Origin of the sequence: Caulobacter sp. 602-1 (assembly GCF_003931565.1) — a bacterium.
In the GTDB taxonomy this organism is placed as follows: Bacteria; Pseudomonadota; Alphaproteobacteria; order Caulobacterales; family Caulobacteraceae; genus Caulobacter.
The window spans coordinates 47,051-68,050 of sequence record NZ_RRYI01000005.1 but is presented as its reverse complement, the minus strand read 5'-3'; the positions used below and the strand labels follow the sequence as shown (position 1 = coordinate 68,050).

Sequence of the window (21,000 nt, the reverse complement as noted above, 5' to 3'; positions counted from 1 at the left end):
AGGAGACCGACATGTCCGACGACCTGGCGCGTGAAGACCTGTCGGCCCTCGCCGAGGCCCAGGCCGGCCCCTTCCACGCCCGCGCCGAGGCCCGCGCCACCCGCGCCGGCCTGGTCACCTTCGGCGTGGTGGTGAGCGGCGTCCTGCTGTCGGCGGCGCTGCTGGTCTGGACGGTGCGCCGACCGGTTCGCTAGGCCGCGAGGTAGAAACCCACCTGTCCGGGGGTCTCAATCCCCCACCAGCCTCCCGGCCGGGGGCACCCGGACGATGAAGTGGCCCTTCACGCCCTCCGGCCACTGGCGGTACGGCACCACGCCCTCGTCGCTGGCGGCATAGGCCACGGCGTAGTCGACGATCGCGCGCGCGGCCTCGGCGGTCGGTTCGAACCGGCCCAGCACATAGCCGATCTTGCCCGGCGCCCGCAGGTGGATCGAGCAGTGCTGGGCGCAGTTGAACAGGCAGGGCATTTCCTGGATCGCCACATCGCTGCCCGCCGCCGCCGCGCGCAGGGCCGTCGCCAGCAGCGCCCCGCCGCGCACGCCTTCGGGCGTTTCGCGCTCTTCGGCCGAAACGCGGCAGGTGTTGCAGACCACCACCGCCGGGCCGTCGTCGGCCGCGCGCAGAACGGTCAAAACTCGATCCCCGCCTGGGCCTTCACCCCGGCGCGGAACGGGTGCTTGACCTGGGCCATCTCGGTGACGAGGTCGGCGGCCTCGATCAGGGCGTCCGGCGCGTTGCGGCCGGTGACGACCACGTGCTTGCCCTCCGGCCGATTGACCAGGACCTCCAGCACCTCATCGAGCGGCAGATAGTCGTAGCGCAGGATGATGTTCAGCTCGTCGGCGACGACCATGTCCCAGTCGGGATCGGCGATGCGGGCCTTGATGGCCTCCCAGGCCTCGCGGGCCACGGCGATGTCGCGGGCGCGGTCCTGGGTGTCCCAGGTGAAGCCCTCGCCCATCGGCCGGAACTCGACCTGGTCCGGGAAGGCGTCGAACACGACCTTCTCGCCGGTCTGCATCGCGCCCTTGATGAACTGGATGACGCTGACGCGCTGGCCGTGGCCGATGGCGCGGCAGACCATGCCCAGGGCCGCCGTCGTCTTGCCCTTGCCCGCGCCCGTATGGACGATCAACAGGCCCTTCTCGATCTGGCGCTCGGCCATCATCTTGGCCCGCGCCGCCTGGATCACCTTCATCCTGGCGTTGTGGCGCGCGTTCTTCGCAGCCTCTTGGCCGGCCTCGCCGTCCGGGACTTCTTCGTTCATCACCCTGCCCTCGCCGGACACCCCGCCGGCCGCGTTGATATGACGAAGGCCGGTCTCCTGGCTTACGCCCTCCCGTCGCGGCGCCTTCCCAGGATCACTCCCAGTGGCGCGTGCCGCGACGATCGACGGACGATCACAGTTGCGGGGGCAGCCGCGGATTGGTCACCGCGTTCCCGGAGGTCTTTCGACCTCCATGCCTTCGCCGTCCGGGGTAGGCGCGCCCGCCCGGAGGGTCAAGCTCACTTCGGCAGGGACAGGCGGTAGACCAGCACCAGGTTGTCGTTGTCGCCGGTCCCGGTGTCGCCATGCAGCGAGGCGTCGAAGTCCTGGCCGTTCACGTGGCCCCTGGCCGTGGCGAAGTCGTTGTCCGACCCGACCAGCAGGAAGACGTCGCCGGTCTTGTCGAACGTCGAACCGATGGCCATGGCCTCGATCTTCTCGGGCAGGCTGGTCGGGGTCGAGGGCGAGACCGACAGATTGATCCCGAACCTGGCCAGCTGGACGGGGTTGAGGATGTCGACCAGCTCGGCCTGGGCGGCCGGTTTGATGTCGGGGTTCAACGCGCCGTCCCTGGCGATCGGCTGGCCGCCCTGCTCGTAGGGCGTGCCGGCCAGGTTGGTGGCGCCGGCGAGATCGACCAGCAGGATGCTCTTATAGACCGGCGCATTGGGCGCGCCCTTGCCGCGTCCATTGCCGTCGCGCGCCAGGACCAGCAGGCGGTCCTCGCTGAGCGCCACGGCCTCGGACTGGGCGGCGGTAACGTCGGCGGCCTGGCCGTCGCCGTTCTCGCGTACGGTCGGCAGCTGCAGCGCGTAGTGGCCGATCGGGGCCTTAGGCAGCCGGGTCTTGCTGATGTCATAGACCAGCACGCGGGTGTTGTTGCGGGTGGCGTTGTTCGACGCGGAGTCCTGCACGGTCGCGCTCTGCAGCACGGCGATCAGGCGCTTGCCGTCGGGGCTGATGGTCAGCGCTTCCAGGCCCTGGTTGTTGCGGCGGCCCTGTTCGGGCGCCTTCTCGGCGCCGAAGTTCAGTTGGCCCTTCTTGATCGGCAGCAGCGCCGGGACGGTCTGGATCGCGCCGGTCAGCGTGCCGGTCCTGTCGAACAGATAGACGCCCGCCGCATATTCGTCCGAGACGTAGAAGCTCCCGTCCGGCAGGTAGGCGATCGCCTCGCTGTCCAGGCTGAGCTTGCCCGCCCCCTCGCCGCCGGCCGGCGACGGATAGCGCACGCCGCCCCGCTCGACGACGTTGGCGCCCGGGTCCATGCCGGTGAACGGCTGGCCGGTCTGGTCCTTCAACAGGAAGCCGCCCGTGGGCGTGATGGTCAGGCCCTTGCCGGGAACCAGCTTGATCGCGTGCTCGTGGACGCGGTTGGCGTAGTCGGTCGTGCTCTTGAACGGTCCGACATTGTTGGGTCCGCGATCCGGCAGGGTGCGCAAGGTCCCGGTATAGGACCCGTCGGCGGCCTTCTTCCAGTTCGACAGCGCCATGCTGGAGAACGAGCCCAGGGTCTCGCCGTTGAAGTCGCGCGTCGCCGCGGGCAGCCAGCCCACGGCCACCAGGCCGTGATTGACATAGGTCCTGCCGCCGAACGCCACGGTGACGTCGCCGGGGGTGTTGTCCCAATGCGGCGCGACATAAGTCCGCGACTGGGCGCCGGCGTCGGCCGCCAGGGCCAGGGCGGCGAGACCCACGAGGGTTCCGGCAAGGCGACGGCGCGACATCGAGGGCTCCTGAAAAGGACACGGAAGTGTTCGGTGGAACTCGCCGCGCTCTTAGGGAGGGTCTGCATAGGTTTTGTGACAGAGACCGTCGCGCAACCGCAGCAGAACCGTCATCAAGCTGTGGAATAGACGCGGCGCTCAACACCAATCGGCGCCGTAGACGAAAATCCGCGTGGCGCGCGATATCTAGGGGGATATCCGAAATGCTGCTCCGATCCGCCAGCGTGGTGGCTATCGCCGCCTGCCTGATGTTCGCCACCCAGGTCCAGGCCGCCGGTGCGCCCGCTCCGAAGGTCGCGGACGCACCCGCCGACGCCAACGAGATCGACGCGGTCGTCATCGTTGGCAGCGGCCAGACCCGCTCGGTCAACACCCTGACGCCGTCGAGCCTGGAGGTCCTGCCCCCGGGCACGAGCATTCAGAAGGCCCTGAACTTCCTGCCGGGCGTCAGCGCCCAGTCGATCGACGCCCTGGGCGTCAACGAGCAGTCGCTGTCGCTGCAGGTGCGCGGCTTCAACACCACCCACCTCGGCTATTCGCTGGACGGCATGCCGCTGGGCGACGGCGCCTACAACAACTACAACGGCCTGACCATCAGCCGCGCCCTGATCTCGGAAAACCTGGGCCGGGCCGACCTGGCCACCGGCATCGCCGGCCTGTCCATCCCCTCGACCAGCAACCTGGGCGGCGCGCTGATCTACACGTCCAGCGATCCGAAGAAGACCATGGGCTTCTCGATCAACGGGACCGTGGGCAGCGAGGACACCGCCCGCACCTTCATGCGCTTCGACACCGGCGAGCACGGCGGCTTCTCGGCCTATGTCTCGGGCCACTACGCCCAGCAGGACCTGTTCGTGAACCAGGGCGCCTACAACAAGTCGACCGGCAAGCAGCTGAACGCCAAGGCCCAGTACCGCTTTGGCGACAACGTCATCACCGCCTTCGCGGACGTGTCGCGCACGAACCAGGCCGACGACACCTATCTCTCCAAGGACATGCTCTCGCGCCTGGGCTGGGACTGGGCCGGCTATGCGCCGAACTGGGACGCCTATGTCGGCCGCGCCGCCTGTTCGGTGGCCTCGCTGGCGGCCAAATGCGTCCCCTCGACCGCGCCCGAGAAGCTGGCCGATGTCACCTTCACCAACGGCCAGATCCTGCGCAACGACGAGGTCTACTACCTGTCGGGCGACTTCAAGATCCGCGAGAACCTCACCAGCCACGTGCAGGTCTATCGCCACACCGACGAGGGCGCGGGCAACAACTTCATCACCGGCCTGTCGAACCAGGGCACGACCTCAACCGCCGACGACCTGCCGGTGCAGATCCGCGACACCCGCTACACCATCGACCGCTCCGGCGTGGTGGCGAACGTGGGCTGGACGCTGGGCTTCAACCACATTCAGGCCGGCCTTTGGCTGGAAGACAACACCAGCAGCGCCGCGCGTTACATCTGGACCAACGTCACCGGCCCGTTCAGCCTGGCGAAGTTCCTGAAGGGTCAGCCCGACACCGCCCAGTGGGTTCAGCAGACCAACTGGACGACCCAGCAGTTCTACGTCCAGGACACGGTCACCCTGCTGGACGACGCGCTCAGCATCGACTTCGGCTTCAAGAGCACCCACGCCAAGTCGGCCGCCGAGGCCCAGCGCGGGATCGCCAAGGCGCCGGTGACGGCGTCCAGCCAGTTCGCCAGCGGCACGCTGTACGCCAAGGACGACTTCCTGCCGGAAATCGGCGCGCGTTACCGTATCGCCCCGGGCCACGAGGTGTTCGCCAGCTACGCCGAGAACATGGCCATGTTCCAGGGCGGCTTTAAGCTGGGCCCACAGTCGGTGTCGCAAGCGGTCTGGGACGCCCAGGGCCAGTACCTGAAGCCGGAAACCTCCAAGAGCTTCGACGCCGGTTACCGCTATGTCGGCGATAATCTTCAGGTCTCGATCGCCGCCTACGACGTGAAGTTCAACAACCGCCTGCTGCAGTACAACCCCTGCCCGACCAACCAGCAGCAGAACCCGGGTTGCGGCAACTCCTTCCACAACGCCGGAGGCGTCACCAGCAAGGGCGCCGAGATCGGCGTGCTGTGGAAGGCGACGTCGTGGCTGAACTGGTACAATTCGGCCTCCTACAACAAGTCGACCTACGACGAAGACCTGAACTGGTGCACGACCACCTGCGTGATCAAGCAGACGGCCGGCAAGCAGCAGGTCGATACGCCGAAGGAAATGCTGGCCAGCGTGCTGAGCGTGAAGCAAGGCGGCTTCTCGGCCTCGCTGCAGGGCAAGTACACCGGCCGCCGCTACTACACCTACACCAACGACCAGAGCTTCGCCGGCGTCACCACCTTCGACCTGGGCGTCAGCTACAGGTTCAGCCCGGTCGGCTTCATGAAGGGGGCCAAGGCGTCGCTGAACGTCACCAACCTGACGAACAAGCGCTACGCCTCGAACTTCGACAGCAGCGTGTTCGCGCCGGACGACGCGGCGGGGACCATTCTGGTGTTTCACTCGTCCGCCCCGCGCCAGGTGTTCGGCACGATCGGCTTCGAGTTCTAAGGGCCATAAAAACCTTGTCATCCCGGCCGCAGCGAAGCGGAGAGCCGGGATGACAGGAATTGTGCGCTGACTACTTCGCCGGCTCCATCAACGCCCGCGCCACGCCGTTGGTCCAGCCGAAGCCGTCCTGGGTGGGATACTCCCCGCCCCCGCCGGCCTTGGCCTCCTCGACGTCGTACTTCTCCAGCATCTTGCCGCTGGCCTGGTACTCGCGCTCGACCGTGGCCAGCCAGCGCTTGGAAATCTCCGCGGCCAGGGCGTCCTCGCCGTAGCGGCGCAGTCCGGAGACGGCCACCCATTGCAAGGGCGCCCAGCCGTTGGGCGTGTCCCACTGCTGACCGGTGCGGACGGTGGTGGTGCGCAGCCCGCCGGGCGCCAGCAGCACGTCCCAGGCCTTCTGGGCGACGGTGTGGGCCCGCCGCTCGTCCGTCGCGCCGGTGAACAGCGGGTAGAAGGTCGCCGCGCTGATGTCGTCCAGGCGCCGGCCGGTCTTCCACTGGTAGTCGACATAGCCGCCCTTGGCGTTGTCCCAGAGATAGAAATCGATGGCTTCGCCCCGGTCGCGGGCGCGACGGTCGAAGTCGCGCTCGCAGGCGGTGTCGGCCAGCTGAGCGCAGCCCTTGGCGATCGCCTTCTCCAGGCCGTACATCAGGCTGTTGAGATCGACCGGGACGATGGCCGTGGTCTGGATCGTCGACAGGCTCTGACCGTCGGCCATCCAGCGCGAGGAATAGTCCCAGCCGCTCTCGGCGCCGGCCCGCAGGTCGCGGAAGACCTCGGCCGGCGGACGGCCGCTCTTGAGGGCGGTCTCGATATCCTCGCGGTAGGACTCATCGCGCGGCGTCTCGCGATCGTCCCAGTAGCGGTTGAGAACCACGCCCTTGGCGACGGCGACCACGCGGCGGTGCGCCTGGCCTGGCTTCAGGTTCTTCTCGCCCTCCATCCAGAAGGCGTGCTCGCGGCGCATCAGCTCGACGCGGGCCTTGATCACCTTGGGGTCCGTGGCGCTGGACAGCCAGACCATGGCGAAGAAGAACGGCGGCTGCGAGCGGCTCAGATAATAGGTCCGCGCGCCGTTGGGGATATGTCCGTAAGCCGTTATCAGGCCGCCGAAATCGTCGATCATGCTCTCGACCAGATCGTCGCGGCCGTCGGCCTTCAGGCCCAGCATCGTGAAATAGCTGTCCCAGTAGTAGATCTCGCGGAAGCGCCCGCCGGGCACGACGAACGGCTTGTCCATGGCCAGGGCCGAACCGCCGGCCACCGGCTTGACCGGCGGCCGGGTCAGATGGGGCCAGAGCGCGGCGATGTGATCCTTGAGCGGCGGCCGCGCGGCGCTGGGCTTGGGCGCGGCGCCCGCTTGCGGGACCACGAAGTTGGCGGTGACAAAGCGCTTCAGCTCGGCGTCGCTGAGCCTTGAATGGGCGCGATAATCGGCCAGGATCTTCGCCGGAGCGCGCCTGGGGACCGCATCGACGAAGGTCTTGCCGTCCGGGAAGATCCGCCGCGTCTGAACCTGGTGAAACAGCTCCTGGTAAGTGTCCGCCGGCGTTGGGATCTTGGCGGCGTCCTGCGCATGGACGGCCGAGGCGAACGTCAAGGCCGCGAGCGTCGCGGCGAACGGGCGGACCATGGAAAGCCTCTCGGAACAGAAAGACGCGGACCGGCGAACCGGCCCGCGCGCAGGGAGTCTTAGGGGATAAGGACGAGGATCAGAAGTTGTACCCCACCGACAGCCTCACCGACCGGCCCAGGATCGGACGGGCGTTGGCGCCGCTGGTGGAACGCGGATCGCCCTCGGTCAGGCCATGGCTGTCGGTCAGATTGTCGGCGGCCACCTGGACGCTGAAGTCGCCGACATTGAAGATCGCGCCCAGGTCGACCTTGGTGTAGCCCTTGAGCTTCTGGGTGTTGGCGTTGTCGCCCCAGCGGTCGTCGACCGCGCTGACCGTGCCGTAGAACGTGGTCGCCACCGACCCCAGCTGGACGTCGTAGCTGGGCGTGAAGCGGATCTGCCAGTCGGGCTGGCGCTGGGCGCTCTTGCCCTGGTTGCCGGGGATCGAGGATTTCTTGATCTCGGTCTTCTGCAGGGTGCCATTCAGGGCCAGCGACAGGCCGAAGTCCGAGCGCCAGCGGCCGTCCAGCTCCAGGCCGTGGGCCTTGTTGGAGTTGGTCTCCAGCGTGCCCCCGACGTCGGCGAACTTGGCCCCGTCAAAGGTGTTGGCGAAGCCGGTGGCGTAGAGCTCGAACGGGCCCGAACGCAGCTTGTAGCCCAGCTCGTACTGCTTGACGCTCAGGGTGTCGGTCAGGTTTTCGCGGAAGTTGTCGAAGCTGGGGAACTTGTAGCCCTTCGAGTAGCGGGCGAACACGCCGGACATTTCGTTGAGGTCATAGTTCAGGCCGACCGTGTACGAGGTCTTGGACTGTTCGTAGTCGACCGTGCGGATGGCCAGGCCGTCCGGATAGCCGTTGCCGTCGTCGACCACATAGTCGGTCTCGAACTTCTCGCGGCGCACGCCGACGTCCAGGCGCAGGGGCTCGATGATCCGCCAGCTGTCGGCCAGGTAGACGGCGTTGACCTTGCCGTCGCCGTTCGACAGCAGACCATAGGCCCAGCAGCCCGAACCGCTGCCCGCCGTCGCCAGGTTGGCGCACGAGACGTTGGCGGCCAGATAGTCGCCATTGGCCTTCACCTGCATCGGCCTGAAGTTGCCGATGGTCCAGAAGTCGTCCGACGAGAAGCTGGAGGCGTAGTAGCCGGCCGAGATCGAGTGGTCGCCGAGCGTTTTGTTGACGCTGAAGTCGTTGACGAAGGCCTGGATCTGTTTCTCGACGATCCACGCGCCCCAGTTCTGGACGTAGTCGCCGGTCCCCAGGGCCGTCCCGCCGCGCGTGCGGACCGGGCCGCCGATCGCCGTCGCCACCGAGGCGGCCGTCACCGCCCCGCCGTCGGGCACCAGGCCATAGGTGTTGGCGTCGCCCTTGGTGAAGCTGAAGCGGTCGCGCACCGTCCAGCCCTCGCCGAAATCGTGCTCGAAGCTGCCGCCGGCCACATAGCCCTTCCAGCCCCGGCCGTCGGCCAGGTCGAAGTCGCGGGTGCGGCCGTCGGCGTGGACCTGCAGGGTTTGCTGGCGCGAGAGCTCGCCCAGTTGGGTATATTCGCCCTTGTCGATGCCGGGCACATTGACCGCGAACGGCAGGTACCAGGCCCCGTGGTCGTCGGTGAAGCGGGCGTAGAGATTGACCTTGCCGTGCTCCAGCCGCTTGGTCAGGTTGACCGTGAACTGCTGGCCCTTCTCGTTGTCGAACTGGGTGTCGCGCACGCCGGGGGAGCGGGTCACGTAGCCGCCCATCATGAAATAGAGGTCGTCGGCCAGCTTGCCGCTCATCACCCCGTCGACGCGGCGCAGGCCGTAGTCGGAAGTGGTGGCCTTGATCAGGCCCTTGGTCTCCTCTCCGCCTTCCTTGAGCATGAAGTTGGTGGTCAGGCCCGGCTGGCCGTTCGAGAAGATCGGGTTGGGACCGCCGCGCAGGGCCTCCATCCGCGAGATCGTCTCGTCGACGCGGAAGATCGACGAGTTCTCCAGGAACGACAGGGTCGAGGGCGGATAGATCGGCGCGCCCTGCAGCTGGATGGTCAGGAATTCGGCGTCGCCGGTGGCGGGAAAGCCGCGCACGAAGACGTTGGCCCCGGCCACGCCGCCCGAGGTCTCGACCCAGACGCCGGGCACCAGGCTCAGCAGCTCGGCGCTGCTCTTGGGCGAGGCCTTGAGGATGTCCTGGGCGCCGACCGTGGTGACGGCGAAGCTGGCCGACAGCTTGTCGATGCCGGCGCCGCCGGGCGTGCCCACCACGATCACCTCCTCGACCTGGGCGGGCTCTTCCGGACGGCTTTGTTCTACGGCGGCGGCCGGCGCGGCCGACTGGCCGGCGGCGCTGGCCGAGACCAGCAGCGGCCGCTCGCGAATGGCGTAGACGCCGCTGGCGGTGGGCTGGGCCACCAGGTTCGAGCCGGCCAGCAGCCGCGTCAGGCCCTCGTCGGCCGAATAGGCGCCCTTCAGCTTCGGCGCGCGCTTGCCCCGCGTCAGGTTCTCGTCGAAGGCCAGCTGCTTGCCCGAGGCCCGGCCGAAGGCGCGCAGGGCGCCCGACAGGTCCTGGGCCGGAATGTCGAAAGTCCGCTCCGGGGCTTGTTCAACGCGGGCCTGCGCCGTGACCGGCGCAGCCAGGACCATCAGCACGGCCGCCGAAGCGCCTAGCAGCCAGCGTTGCTCGAAAGACTTGCTCATACGTCCCTCCCTCGCGCCGCTTGTTCTGTGTATCGGCGCTTTTGGTCAGTTAGACGCCTCACTCCACCGAGGACTCACCACCGGCGGTGAAGTTTTTTGGCTGGCGCTGGAACGCGCGCAATACGGTCTCGCCGCCCTGGCCGCTGACGGCCCGCACGGGCAGCACCGCGGTGACGCCGTCGACGAAGGCGCGGGTGTCGCCCGAGGTGAAGACGCCGCTGATCCGCAGATTGGCCACGCTGGGGTCGCCGATCCGCAGCTTCTCGCGGGCGTAGCGATTGACCCGCTCGACGGCGAGGCTCATCGGCTCGTCCTGGAAGACCAGCTGGCCGCTCTCCCACGCGGCCGCGCGGTTCGGGTCGGCCGGAGCGACCGAGGCGGCTTCGGAATTGACCTGGGCGACCAGCTCGTGATCGGGCGTCAGCGACTTCTCGGTCGGCGCGCCATTGACCCTCAGCAGCGGCGGCGGACGCCCCTTCGCGCCCTCCCCGTCCAGCACCGCGACGTGGCCCTCGTAGAGCACCACCCGCATCTGGTCGGCGACGCGTTCGACGCTGAAGGTGGTGCCGGTGGCGACCACCAGCTTGCCGCCGGCCGCGACCGAGAACGGCCGCAGCGGATCCTTGGCGACCGCGAACTTGGCCCGACCCTGGTCCAGCCACAGCCGACGGCGGTCGCCGTCGTAGCGGACCCTCAGCACCGTAGCGGCGTCCAGCGACACGCGCGAGCCGTCGGCCAGCTCGACGATGCGCCGCTCGCCCTCGGTGGTGCGATAGACGTCCGGCAGGCTGGATCGCCAGGCCAGGCCCCCGCCCAGGGCGACGGCGGCGACCACGGCGGCCGCGGCGCTCCAGATCGCGACGCGCGGGCCGGGCTTGCGGGCCCATTGCCGGCGCTGGGCGCGGCGCAGGTCGTTGAGGGCCTCGCCGCGCAGGGCGATCATGCCGGGGTGCGCGGCCTGCTCGTCCACCGCCCGCCAGGCGGCGACGGCGTCGTCCAGCAACTCGCGGTGCTCCGGATCGGCGGCGAACCAGGCGTCCAGCGCGGCTTGCTCCGCCGGCGGCAGCTCGCCTTCCGACAGCCGCACGCACCATTCGGCGGCTTGGTCGAGGGCCTGATCCATCTTGTCGTCCATGGGGGAGCTCATTCGCCCGCCCTCAGCTTGCGCGTCAGGTGGCCCATGGCCTTGAGGATGTGTTTCTGCACGCCGCTGGTGGTCATGCCGTACAGCGTGGCGAGCTCGGCCTGCTTCATGCCTTCCAGGCGGTAGAGCAGGAAGATGGCGCGGGTCCGGTCGGGCAGCTCGCGCAGGGCCCGTTGCACCGCGCCCAGATCCTCGCGACCCTGCAGGATACGGGCCGGATCCAGCGGCTCCTGGTCGAAGACCTCGCCCGCAACGGCGGCGCGATAGCTGGCCCGCACCCGCTCGCGCCGCTGACGGTCGCGCAGCAGGTTGGCCGCCATCTGGAAGATGTAGGCGTCGGCGTTCTCCATGGCCGGGTCCTCGACCCGCGCCAGCTTGGCGAACAGCTCCTGGGTCATGTCCTCGGCGTCGCTGTGCGTCGCCGCGCGGCGCATGAAGAAGGCCATCAGCGCTGGCCTGTAGCGCCGATCCAACCCCCGGAGATCGTGTGGCGCGACCTGCCGCACGGCGAAACCCTCATGACTGCTCACGACAGTCATGACGCACAACGCCCCCGAACGCACACCGATCTCCGCGAAAGTTTTTCGCGCGACGAGGCGGCCCCTCGCGCGGAAGGAATCGGTTCCAGCCTAGACGGCGATTGATTTGTTCAAGCGATGCGCGCCGAACGCCCTTTAAGCCGGCCCCATGACACGGCGTTCGCCCACCCCGCTTCCCGGCCCCTCGCCCAAGCCGCGCTCGCGCGTTACAGCTTGGCCGGCAAGGACGGTGGCATGAGTCATCCCGGTATCGACAGCCTGCAGCCCCATGAGCGGCCCCTGTTTCCCGGCTCGCCGGCGACGCCCGACTTTTCCCGGCGCGTCCGTATCGCCTATGGCTGCGTCGGCCTGCTGCTGGCCTTCACCAGCGCCATGGGCACGGCGCTGATCACGGTCAACCTCCCCGCCCTCCAAGGCGCGCTGGGGCTGGATCCGGCCCAGGTCTCCTGGCTGCCCACCGCCTATGTGATGACGTCGATCTCGATGAACCTGCTGCTGGTCAAGTTCCGCCAGCAGTACGGCCTGCGCCTGTTCGTTCAGCTGGCGCTGGGGACGTATCTGGCCGCGGTCGTGGCCCACCTGTTCGTCAACGACTTCGCCTCGGCCCTGGTCGTGCGCGCGGCCAGCGGCGTCGCGGCCGCGCCCCTGACCACCCTGGCGGTCTTCTACATGCTGCAGGCCCTGCCCCAGCCCAAGCGCCTGGCGGCCTTCGTGCTGGCCTTCGGCCTGCCGCTGGTCGCCACGCCCCTGGCCCGCTGCTTCTCGCCGGACGTCCTGGAGCTGGGTCAGTGGCGGACGCTCTACCTGATCGAGCTGGCGATGGTGCTGGCCACCCTGGCCGCCGTGCTGGCGCTGCGCCTGCCGCCGTCGGAGCGGCTGAAGGTGTTCGAATGGGCCGACTTCGTCACCTATCCGCTGATGGCCGTCGGCCTGGCCCTGATCTGCGCGGTGCTGGGCCAGGGCCGGCTGGAATGGTGGTTCGCCGCCCCGTGGATCGGCGTGGCCCTGGCCGTCGCGGTCGTGCTGATCACCATCGCCCTGGTGCTGGAGTGGCATCGGACCAATCCGCTGCTCGACCTGCGCTGGGCGATCACGCCGGACTTCCTCGGCTTCATCGCCATCGCCTTCCTGACCCGGGTGTTGCTGGTCGAGCAGAACGGCGGGGCCGCCGGTCTCCTGGCAGTGCTCGGCATGGGCCAAGAACAGACCCGGAGCCTATATTTCGTGATCATGCTGGCCACCCTGGCCGGCGCGATCGTCGGCGCCCTGACGATCACGCCGCAGACCGTGCTCTTCCAGATCATGATCGCCGTGGTGCTGATCGGCGCGGCCGCCTTTCTCGACAGCCATTCCAACGACCTGACCCGCCCGGCCCAGCTGTATGTCAGCCAGGCCATGCTGGGTTTCGCCACGGCCCTCGTCCTGGCGCCCACCCTGCTGATCGGTTTCGTCCAGGTGCTGCAGCGCGGCTGGCGCTCGTTCCCCACCCTGATCGTCTCGTTCAGCGTCGCCCAGAACCTGGGCGCGCTGTTCGCCACCGCCCTGTCCCAGACCTTCCAGTACGACCGGATGCGGTTCCACTACGCCCACCTGGTCGGCCAGCTGGACGCCTCGATCCCGTTCGTCGCCGACCGCCTGCGGACCGGCCCCGTGGCGGTCGCCGCGGTCGCCGGCCAGGCGACGCGCGAGGCCGGCATCCTGGCCTATAACGACCTTTTCCTGCTCCTCCTCGTCATCGCCATGCTGACCCTGATCGGCACTGCGATCTTCACGCTCCGCGCCATCGCCAAGATGAAAGCCGCGCAAAGGGCCGCTCAATGACCGACGCCGCCGCTCCCGCTCCCTCGCCTGAAGCGGCCGAGGCTCTGCGCCACCCGCCCCGCGTCAGCCCGGGGACCCTGGCCATCGCCGTCACCGCCGCCGTCGCGGCCGTGCTGGTCATCCTGTTCGTCTGGCGGCTGCCCCCATTCGTCACCACGCTGCAGGTGACCGAGAACGCCTATGTCCGGGGCCAGGTCACGGTGATGGCGCCGCAGGTCAACGGCTATGTCGTCGAGGTGGCCGTGCAGGACTTCGAACACGTCAAGCGGGGCCAGGTGCTGGCCCGCATCGACGACCGCATCTACCGGGCCCGCGTCGAGCAGGCCAAGGCGACCCTTGCCGCCCGCGAGGCCGATCTGGCCAACGCCGACCAGGCCCAGCGGGCCCGGGCCGCCGCGCTCCTGGGCCGCGAGGCCGAGCAGGCCTCGGCCCAGGCCCAGGCCGCCCGGGCCCGCGCCGACCTGGCCCGCATCAACGACCTGGCCTCGGACGGCTCTGTGTCGCTGCGCGAACGCGACCAGGCCGTAGCCACCCTGCGCCAGACCGAGGCGGCCGTGCGCCAGACCGCCGCCGGCGGCGAGATCGCCCGCCAGGACATCCGCTCGGTCGCCGTCTCCCGCGATGGCCTGAGGGCCGCCGTCGAAGCCGCCCGCGCCGCCCTGCGCTTGGCCCAGATCGATCTCGACAACACCGTCATCCGCGCCCCGCGCGACGGCCAGCTGGGCGAAGTCTCGGTGCGGCTGGGCCAATACGTCTCGGCGGGAACGCAGCTGCTGGCCCTGGTCCCCGCCCGCCTGTGGGTGACGGCCAACTACAAGGAAGCCCAGACCGCCCACATGGCCGTCGGACAGCCGGTGACCTTCACCGTCGACGCCCTGGGCAAGAAGAAGCTGCGCGGCGTGGTCGAGGATCTGGCCCCGGCCACCGGCTCGGAGTTCGCGGTGCTGAAGCCCGAAAACGCCACCGGCAACTTCGTCAAGGTCGCCCAGCGCATCCCGGTCAAGATCGCCATCAGCCCGAACCAGCCCCTGGCCGCCCGCCTGCGGCCGGGCATGTCGGTGGTGACCAAGGTCGACACCAAGGGCGGTCGCTGATGCGCCGCTCGCTGCCCCTGCTGCTGGTTGGCGCGGCGCTGTCGGCCTGCGCGACCACCGCCGCGCCCGAGCGTCCGGCTTCGCCCGTTCCGCCGCCGGCCGCCTGGCGGACCGCGCCGCCAAATTCCCAAGGCGCTCAGGGCGCGCTCGCCGCCGACTGGTGGACACTGCTGGGCGACGCGCATCTGAACGCCCTGGTCGACAAGGCCCTTGCCCGCAACGCCGACATCGCCCTGGCCACGGCTCGGGTCGACGAGGCCCGCGCCCTGTCCCGCGCCGCCCATTCGGCCCTGCTGCCCACCGTCGACGCCGTGGCCGGCCTGCAGGGCTCGCGCCAGCTGGACGCCTTTGGCAGGTCCTACGAGTCGACCGCCGAACAGGTCGGCCTGCGCGTCGCCTACGAAGTGGACCTGTGGGGCCGGGTGCGCGATCTGGACGCCGCCGGCCGGGCCAGTTTGCAGGCCAGCGCCGCCGCCCGCGACAGCGTCCGCCTGGCCGTCGCCGCCACCGTGGCGCGGGCCTATGTGGGCCTGCTGTCGCTGGATGGCCAACTGACCGTCGCCCGGCAGACCATCGCCGCCCGCGAAGCCGGGCTGCGCGTGATCGCGCGCCGCGAAGGCGCCGGCTACTCCACCAAGCTGGAACGCGACCAGGCCCAGGCCGAGCTGGCCGGGGTCCGCCGCCAGATTCCGGCTCTCGAGCTGGCCATCGCCCGCCTGGAAGCCTCTGTCAGCGCCTTGACCGGCGATCCGCCCGGCCCCGTCGCGCGCGGCGATGACCTTCTCGCCCTGCTGAAGACGCCGATCCCCGTCGAGGCCCCCGCGAGCCTGCTGGCCCACCGGCCGGACATCGCTCAAGCTCAGGACAGCCTGATCGCCGCCGACGCCAGCCTGGCCGCCTCGCGCGCCCAGCTGCTGCCGCAACTGCGCCTGTCAGTCTCGGCCGACCGGGTGTTCACCGACGCCCTGCCCGATCCGGTGGCGCTGTGGACCATCGGGGCGGGCCTGGCCCAGCCGATCTTCAACGGCGGCCGGCTGAAGGCTCAGGTCCAGGCCTCGGAGGCTCGCAAGGCCCAGGCGGCGGCCAGCTATCGCGGCGTCGTCCTGAACGCCTTCGCCGAGACGGAAACCGCCCTGCGCGCCGTCGACGCCCTGCAACGCCAGGAGACCGAGATCGCCGCCCAGCGCGCCGCCATCGCCGAGGCCGCCCGCCGCGCCAAAGACCGCTACCGCGCCGGCTACGCCTCGTACCTGGAGCAGATCGACGCCGAGCGCGGCCTGCTGGCCGCCGACCAGGCGGTGATCCAGGCCCGCGAGGCCCGCGCGGTCGCCGCCATCGACCTGGCCCGCGCCCTGGGCGGCGGCTGGACCCCGGCTCCCTGAGGACTGCCGTGGGTTGGTCGCGCCTGAGAGCATGACGCCCTTGCCCAAGGGCTAAATCCCGACACAATTGTCAGCCCACGGACGCTACGTCGTAAAACTGTCGCGGAACCGTGACAAAAGCCCTTGCATTGCTCCGGCAGGGTCCCCCCGTCCTCCGGACCACACAGGATTTGACGACATGAACAAGCTCCTTGGCGCGGTCGCGACGATCGCCCTGCTCGCGGTCGCCGACCAGGCGCACGCCGCCCGCGACTATGTCTGGGCCGCCGGCTCCTCGACCGTGTTCCCGTTCTCCACCCGCGTCGCCGAGAACTTCTCCAAGAAGACCGGCAAGAAGTCGCCCAAGGTCGAAAGCCTGGGCACCGGCGGCGGCATCAAGATGTTCTGCGGCGGCGCCGGCGAGAAGTTCCCCGACATCGCCAACGCCTCGCGCCCGATGAAGAAGTCCGAGTTCCAAGCCTGCCAGAAGGCCGGCGTGAAGGACATCGTCGAGATCAAGATCGGCTTCGACGGCATCGTCGTGGCCGTCGACAAGAAGTCGCCGGACTATAACTTCAAGCTCGAGCAGCTCTATATGGGCCTGGCCGACCAGAGCGCGAAGGGTAACGCGACCGTCAAGAACCCCTACAAGACCTGGAAGGACGTCAACCCCGCCCTGCCGGCCAACCGTATTCTGGTCTATGGGCCGCCGCCGACCTCGGGCACCCGTGACGCCTTCGTCGAGCTGGCCATGGAAGGCGGCGCGTCGAAGATCCCGTTCCTGGCCGCGCTGAAGAAGTCGGACGAGAAGAAGTTCAAGGCCATCGTCTCGCCGACGCGCACCGACGGCGGCTGGGTCGACGCGGGCGAGAACGACAACGCCATCGTCGGCACCATCGAGAAGACCCCGAACGCCCTGGGCGTGTTCGGCTTCTCGTTCCTGGAAGAGAACGCCTCGCGCATCAAGGGCGCCGCGATCAACGGCGTGAAGCCCACGCCGGCCGCGATCGCCAGCGGCCAGTATCCGCTGTCGCGCTCGCTCTACATCTACGTGAAGAAGTCGCAGGTCGGCGTGACGCCGGGCCTGAAGGAGTTCGTCGCCGAGTTCGTGTCGGACTCCGCCACGGGTCGCGGCGGCTACCTGCAAGGCCGCGGTCTGATCCCGCTGCCGCCGGCGGCGCACGCCCAGATGAAGACCAAGGCGACCGCCCTGCCGGCCATGCCGATGCCGAAGGACTAAGGGTCTCCTTGAACCCGAGCTTGGGAAAGGCGGTCGCTCCGGCGGCCGCCTTTTTCTATTCCGGCTTCTCCCAAGGCGGCCTGTCCGGAAGAAACTCGTCGAAGCTCGGACGCACGCCGGGATCGTCGTCCAGGCAGCTGGCGGCGATGGCCAGGATCCGGCCGCTGTCGGGATCGCCCAGCGAGGTTCCGCAGCGCCTGCAGAAGCTCCGCGTGAACCGGAACGGCGGCTTGGGGCGGTAGCGGGTCAACAGCGCCTCCCCCGCCAGCCAGTGGAACGCCTCGGCCCGGACATAGGCGTAGACGCCCGAACCAGCCTTGCGACACCGCGAGCAGTGACAGGTTCCCATCAGCAGCGGCGGCTCGAACAGCTCGAAGCGCACGCCGCCGCAGCAGCAGCTACCCTTGATCGACAATAGGCGTCTCCTTGACCACCCAATCCTCTGAGTGATCTCGGGAAACTGCGCCTCCTCTGCCGCCAGCTTGGTGTCAGCAGGGTGATCGGGCGGTTGAGCCAGGTTGTCGCATGCGTCAGCCCGCGCCGCGGGCGTTTCGATCCGAAGCCGCAAAGCCTTTGGTTTGACGCTCCACGACGGCGAAGAGCGGAATTTCCGGGAAAGCCGTGCAAACAGTGCTTTGAGCATAATCAATGCAATATTGGCGGAGCCCTCCAGTTTTCAGCGCCAGGCATATCGGCGCGAACGCCGGACGAAATTCCAGGATTTCGTGACACGCACATTCGATGGACTCGACGATCATGGAAACGACACGACTGCATCGCGGACGACTCCTCGATCACCTGCAACTTGTCGTCCGGGACCTCAAGGCTAGCCGGGAATTCTATGGGGCTGTCCTGAATGTTCTGGAGATTCCGATCGTCGATACGGCCGACGGCTATTTCTGGGCCGATGAACTCGTCGTGTCCTCGCCAGAAAGCGCGGCGAGCCAGGGCGTCGCGACAGGCCGGCATCACCTGGCCTTTCAGGCCAAGGATCGCGCGACAGTCGATGCTTTCTATCGGGCGGCGTTGGCCCATGGCGGGCGCGACAATGGCGCGCCGGGCGAGCGGGCCTATCATCCAGGCTACTACGCCGCCTTCGTGCTCGATCCCGACGGCAACAACGTCGAAGCCGTGCACCATGGCGAGGCGCGGCGCAGCGCGCCGTCGGTGGTGATCGACTTCTAAGGGTTCCGTGTAGGCCTCTAGCGCGTCCGCGAGGTCATGCCCGCAGCCGCCGCGTCATCCGCCACTTGCGGGTCGAGCGTCGGCGCGGGGCTGGTCTGACGGTCGGCGGGCATGGCGCTCGCCGGGGCTTCGGCGACTGGGGCCGAAGTCTCGACCTTGTGAGGCGCGGGCTGGGAGGCGGTCGACTTGGCGGCCATGGCCGCTGCGGCCGCGTCATCGGCGGCGGTGCGCGTCTCGGACGGGCCGTCCTCGTACCCGCCGTCGCCGGCGGTCAGGAACAGGATCGCGCCAAACGTCGCCATAACCCCGATGATGAAGCCGAGGATCACCCAACCAAAGGGATTGCTGCGACGCTCACTCATTGGACTGGAATTCCCTGACGCCGATACAGCCGGCTACCATGCTCTAACGCTTCAACTAGAGCTTGGTTACCCGTTTCCGCCCTTGGGTGAAAAGGGGGCCGACGAAAGAAGGCGTCAGGTTCCGGACCACTTGCGGACCGGGCCAACGTCGACATGCACGAAATTGCTGGTCGGATAATAGCCCACGCCGCCGCGCCCCAGCTCCAGGGCCGCGGCCCGCACGTAGCGCAGGTCGACGTCTTCCAGGAAGACGTCCATCGCCTTGCCGTCCATGTGCAGGCTGCGCTTGGCGACCTCGCCGCTGCGCTCGGACAGCATCTTGTTGGTGGCCGGGGAACGGTAGCCGGAGATGATCTGGAACGGCGACTTGCTCTGGGTCTTGGCCCGGATCTGGTCGAGGATGTCGTAGAGACCCGTGTCCATGGGATGGGTCTCGTCGTTGCGATAGTCGCGAAGCACCTTGTTCAGGGCCTGGACGGCGTCGGGAACGTACGCGCCGTTCTCCCAGTAGACCGCTTCGAGCTTCTCGTCGGTGTGGATGTTGCGCAGATGGACCCAGCGCGGCTCGACCACCGCCTTGGCGGCGAACGTCTCGACCGGCGCGGGCCGCAGGCCCACCGGCGGAACCGAAGCGGCCGGAGGGATTTTTCCTTCCAGGATCTGGCCGATGATATCGTCATCGGCGCGGGCGTCCGCGACCGGCAGCAGGCCGGCGCCGAGCACGCCGAGCCCCATTCGAAGCAGCTTCCGTCGATCCATAGGTACGCCTTACCCGACACCAATGCCGGGAGGACAGCCCAAAAACTTCAGGAAATCAAGCTGGGCCAGAGCGAAGTGCGGCAATCCGCTGCACCAGCTCGCGATCCCAGCCGTAGGGATCGTCGCGGAAGTTGACCTGCCCGTCCGGGGTCACATAGGCCGTCCAGTACAGCAGGAAAACCGCGATCTGCTGGGGCAGCTTGGCGCGCACGGTGTCGCCCGAGGCCAGGGTCGCGTCGATCTTTTCCGGCGTCCAGGTGGCGTCGCCGGCCAGCAGCGCCTTGGCCAGCTCGATCGGCTTTTGCAGGCGCACGCAGCCGTGGCTGGCCAGCCGGCTGAAGCTGTCGAACTTCGATCGGCTGGGCGTGTCGTGCAGATAGACCCCGTAGGGGTTGTTGAAGTCGAACTTCACCTGACCGAGGGCGGCCTTGGGGCCGGCCTTCTGCTGCAGGCGCGAGCCGCCGTCGCCGGTGGGGATGACGATGAAGTCGTTGCGGCGCAGATAGCCCGGGCTCTTGCGCTCCTTGGGCCACAGCTCCTTGGCGGCGATCGACGACGGCACGTTCCACGGCGGGTTCAGCACGATCGAGTGGATCATCGACGACAGCATCGGCGTCTCGTCGCCCGGACGACCGGTGACCGCCCGCATGGTCAGGGTCGGGGTGTCGTGGCTGAACACCGACAGGATGGCGGCGGCGATGTTCACCTGGATCCGATCGGCCGGCAGCACCTGCGGCAGCCAGCGCCAGCGCTCCATATTGGCGGTGATCTGGTCCAGGCGCCGTTCGACCGGGACGTTCAGGGCGTCCAGCGTGGCCTTGTTGAGGGTCCCGGTGGGATTGAGGCCGAAACGCTTCTGGGCGCGCTGCACGGCCTGGGTCAGGGCGGCGTCGAAGACCGGCGCGGCGTCGACGGCGACGGTCGGGTCCTCGACGGCCAGACGGGCCTCCAGCGCGACCACGCGCGAACCGGTCGCGCCTTCCTTCAGCTCGGGACCGGCCACCAGCGGCGACCAGCCGCCCCTGGCGGCGATGTCGCGATAGGTGACCAGGCCCTGCTGCAGGGTCTGATAGCCGGTATAGGGCGGCGGCAGCGTCGCCAGCCAATCGGCCAGCCGGTCTTGCTGGACGGCGGCGTAGAACTCCGGCGTCGGATCGTAGGCGGCCGGGCGCAGGCCCCACGCGTTCATGAAGCCGCTGACCGGCAGCCGTCCCGTGCGCACGGCCTTGGCATAGGCCAGGGTCAGGCTGATCAGCTGGGTTTGGCCGACGACCCGGGTCATGGCGTCGCGCGACTGCAGCTGGGCGATGGCCTGATCCGGCGAAAAGGCCCTCAACTCGAAACCGTGCAGATAGGCGTCGCCCAGCACCTGGCGCAGCAGGTCGATCTGCTCCGAGCGCAGTTGGACGCTGGAATAGTCCGGCTGCATCACCGAGGCCCGGGGCGCCTGGATCAGCGGAGCGTTTTGCGGGGCGGATTGAACGGGGCGAGCGCCGGCCAGGGGCGGACGCTGCGATTGGACCATCGACGGTTGAGCTTGGGCCGCTTCCAGGGACAGCAGACTGATCGTCGCCGCCAGGACGCCGCAGGATCTCGAAACTCGCATCACCGTCGAACAGCCCGCCCGTACATACTCGCGGCCTGACCGCGTTAAGGTTTCCAGATG

At 68.6% G+C, this 21,000-nt stretch carries 18 protein-coding genes and 1 riboswitch; of the genes, 7 read left to right on the top strand and 11 right to left on the bottom strand.

All coding sequences use genetic code 11. The features are described from left to right. Window positions 1-11 precede the first annotated feature (11 nt). The gene (locus EIK80_RS15780; RefSeq protein ID WP_125157982.1) at window positions 12-194 is read left to right on the top strand and encodes a hypothetical protein; all 183 of its coding nucleotides are present in this window, start codon (window positions 12-14) and stop codon (window positions 192-194) included. A gap of 33 nt (window positions 195-227) precedes the next feature. Here EIK80_RS15780 and EIK80_RS15775 read toward each other — a convergent pair whose 3' ends face one another. The 3 genes from EIK80_RS15775 to EIK80_RS15765 all read right to left on the bottom strand — a co-directional run bounded on the left by EIK80_RS15775 (window position 228) and on the right by EIK80_RS15765 (window position 2,991). Next, the gene (locus tag EIK80_RS15775; protein WP_125157981.1) at window positions 228-632 is read right to left on the bottom strand and encodes a DUF1636 domain-containing protein; all 405 of its coding nucleotides are present in this window, start codon (window positions 630-632) and stop codon (window positions 228-230) included. Next, entirely contained in the window at window positions 629-1,267 is a 639-nt protein-coding gene (cobO, locus tag EIK80_RS15770; RefSeq protein ID WP_125157980.1) for a cob(I)yrinic acid a,c-diamide adenosyltransferase, read from the bottom strand. Before cobO ends, EIK80_RS15775 begins: the two co-directional genes overlap by 4 nt. A gap of 29 nt (window positions 1,268-1,296) precedes the next feature. Beyond that, window positions 1,297-1,483: riboswitch (cobalamin riboswitch) on the bottom strand. A 23-nt stretch (window positions 1,484-1,506) separates the two neighbouring features. Further along, window positions 1,507-2,991 carry an esterase-like activity of phytase family protein gene (locus EIK80_RS15765; RefSeq protein ID WP_125157979.1) on the bottom strand — a complete coding sequence of 495 codons (1,485 nt, stop codon included), beginning with the start codon at window positions 2,989-2,991 and terminating at the stop codon, window positions 1,507-1,509. A 203-nt stretch (window positions 2,992-3,194) separates the two neighbouring features. Between EIK80_RS15765 and EIK80_RS15760 the strand changes: the two genes are divergently transcribed. Beyond that, complete coding sequence (locus tag EIK80_RS15760; protein WP_125157978.1) at window positions 3,195-5,543, top strand: TonB-dependent receptor; 2,349 nt, start codon at window positions 3,195-3,197, stop codon at window positions 5,541-5,543. A 70-nt stretch (window positions 5,544-5,613) separates the two neighbouring features. Here EIK80_RS15760 and treF read toward each other — a convergent pair whose 3' ends face one another. From treF to EIK80_RS15740, 4 genes are all read right to left on the bottom strand, one after another. Beyond that, a complete protein-coding gene (treF, locus tag EIK80_RS15755) occupies window positions 5,614-7,176 on the bottom strand; it encodes an alpha,alpha-trehalase TreF (RefSeq protein WP_125157977.1) in 1,563 nt (520 codons plus the stop codon). A gap of 79 nt (window positions 7,177-7,255) precedes the next feature. After that, window positions 7,256-9,829, bottom strand: a complete 2,574-nt coding sequence (locus EIK80_RS15750; protein WP_125157976.1) for a TonB-dependent receptor — start codon at window positions 9,827-9,829, stop codon at window positions 7,256-7,258. 58 nt (window positions 9,830-9,887) lie between these two features. After that, window positions 9,888-10,964, bottom strand: coding sequence for a FecR domain-containing protein (locus EIK80_RS15745; protein WP_233586696.1), 1,077 nt, complete (start codon window positions 10,962-10,964; stop codon window positions 9,888-9,890). Between the two features lie 8 nt (window positions 10,965-10,972). Beyond that, a complete protein-coding gene (locus EIK80_RS15740) occupies window positions 10,973-11,512 on the bottom strand; it encodes an RNA polymerase sigma factor (RefSeq protein ID WP_125157974.1) in 540 nt (179 codons plus the stop codon). 234 nt (window positions 11,513-11,746) lie between these two features. On the opposite strand from EIK80_RS15740, the gene EIK80_RS15735 reads away from it, so the two are divergent. From EIK80_RS15735 to EIK80_RS15720, 4 genes are all read left to right on the top strand, one after another. Then, window positions 11,747-13,333, top strand: coding sequence for an MFS transporter (locus tag EIK80_RS15735; protein ID WP_158624705.1), 1,587 nt, complete (start codon window positions 11,747-11,749; stop codon window positions 13,331-13,333). Then, on the top strand, window positions 13,330-14,427 hold the full coding sequence (locus EIK80_RS15730; RefSeq protein ID WP_125157972.1) for an HlyD family secretion protein: 1,098 nt from the start codon (window positions 13,330-13,332) through the stop codon (window positions 14,425-14,427). Before EIK80_RS15735 ends, EIK80_RS15730 begins: the two co-directional genes overlap by 4 nt. Continuing rightward, window positions 14,427-15,809 carry an efflux transporter outer membrane subunit gene (locus tag EIK80_RS15725; protein ID WP_125157971.1) on the top strand — a complete coding sequence of 461 codons (1,383 nt, stop codon included), beginning with the start codon at window positions 14,427-14,429 and terminating at the stop codon, window positions 15,807-15,809. Before EIK80_RS15730 ends, EIK80_RS15725 begins: the two co-directional genes overlap by 1 nt. A gap of 178 nt (window positions 15,810-15,987) precedes the next feature. Beyond that, entirely contained in the window at window positions 15,988-17,028 is a 1,041-nt protein-coding gene (locus EIK80_RS15720; RefSeq protein WP_125157970.1) for a substrate-binding domain-containing protein, read from the top strand. A 55-nt stretch (window positions 17,029-17,083) separates the two neighbouring features. On the opposite strand, the gene EIK80_RS15715 is transcribed toward EIK80_RS15720, so the two are convergent. Further along, entirely contained in the window at window positions 17,084-17,443 is a 360-nt protein-coding gene (locus EIK80_RS15715) for a GFA family protein (RefSeq protein ID WP_125157969.1), read from the bottom strand. Window positions 17,444-17,769: 326 nt separating this feature from the next. Between EIK80_RS15715 and EIK80_RS15710 the strand changes: the two genes are divergently transcribed. Next, complete coding sequence (locus EIK80_RS15710) at window positions 17,770-18,213, top strand: VOC family protein (protein ID WP_233586690.1); 444 nt, start codon at window positions 17,770-17,772, stop codon at window positions 18,211-18,213. A gap of 17 nt (window positions 18,214-18,230) precedes the next feature. Here EIK80_RS15710 and EIK80_RS15705 read toward each other — a convergent pair whose 3' ends face one another. The 3 genes from EIK80_RS15705 to EIK80_RS15695 all read right to left on the bottom strand — a co-directional run bounded on the left by EIK80_RS15705 (window position 18,231) and on the right by EIK80_RS15695 (window position 20,943). After that, complete coding sequence (locus EIK80_RS15705) at window positions 18,231-18,575, bottom strand: hypothetical protein (protein ID WP_125157968.1); 345 nt, start codon at window positions 18,573-18,575, stop codon at window positions 18,231-18,233. A 114-nt stretch (window positions 18,576-18,689) separates the two neighbouring features. Beyond that, window positions 18,690-19,334, bottom strand: coding sequence for a DUF882 domain-containing protein (locus EIK80_RS15700; RefSeq protein WP_125157967.1), 645 nt, complete (start codon window positions 19,332-19,334; stop codon window positions 18,690-18,692). A 55-nt stretch (window positions 19,335-19,389) separates the two neighbouring features. Then, window positions 19,390-20,943: a murein L,D-transpeptidase gene (locus EIK80_RS15695; protein WP_125157966.1), complete on the bottom strand. Its 1,554-nt coding sequence runs from the start codon at window positions 20,941-20,943 to the stop codon at window positions 19,390-19,392. Between the last annotated feature and the right edge of the window lie 57 nt (window positions 20,944-21,000).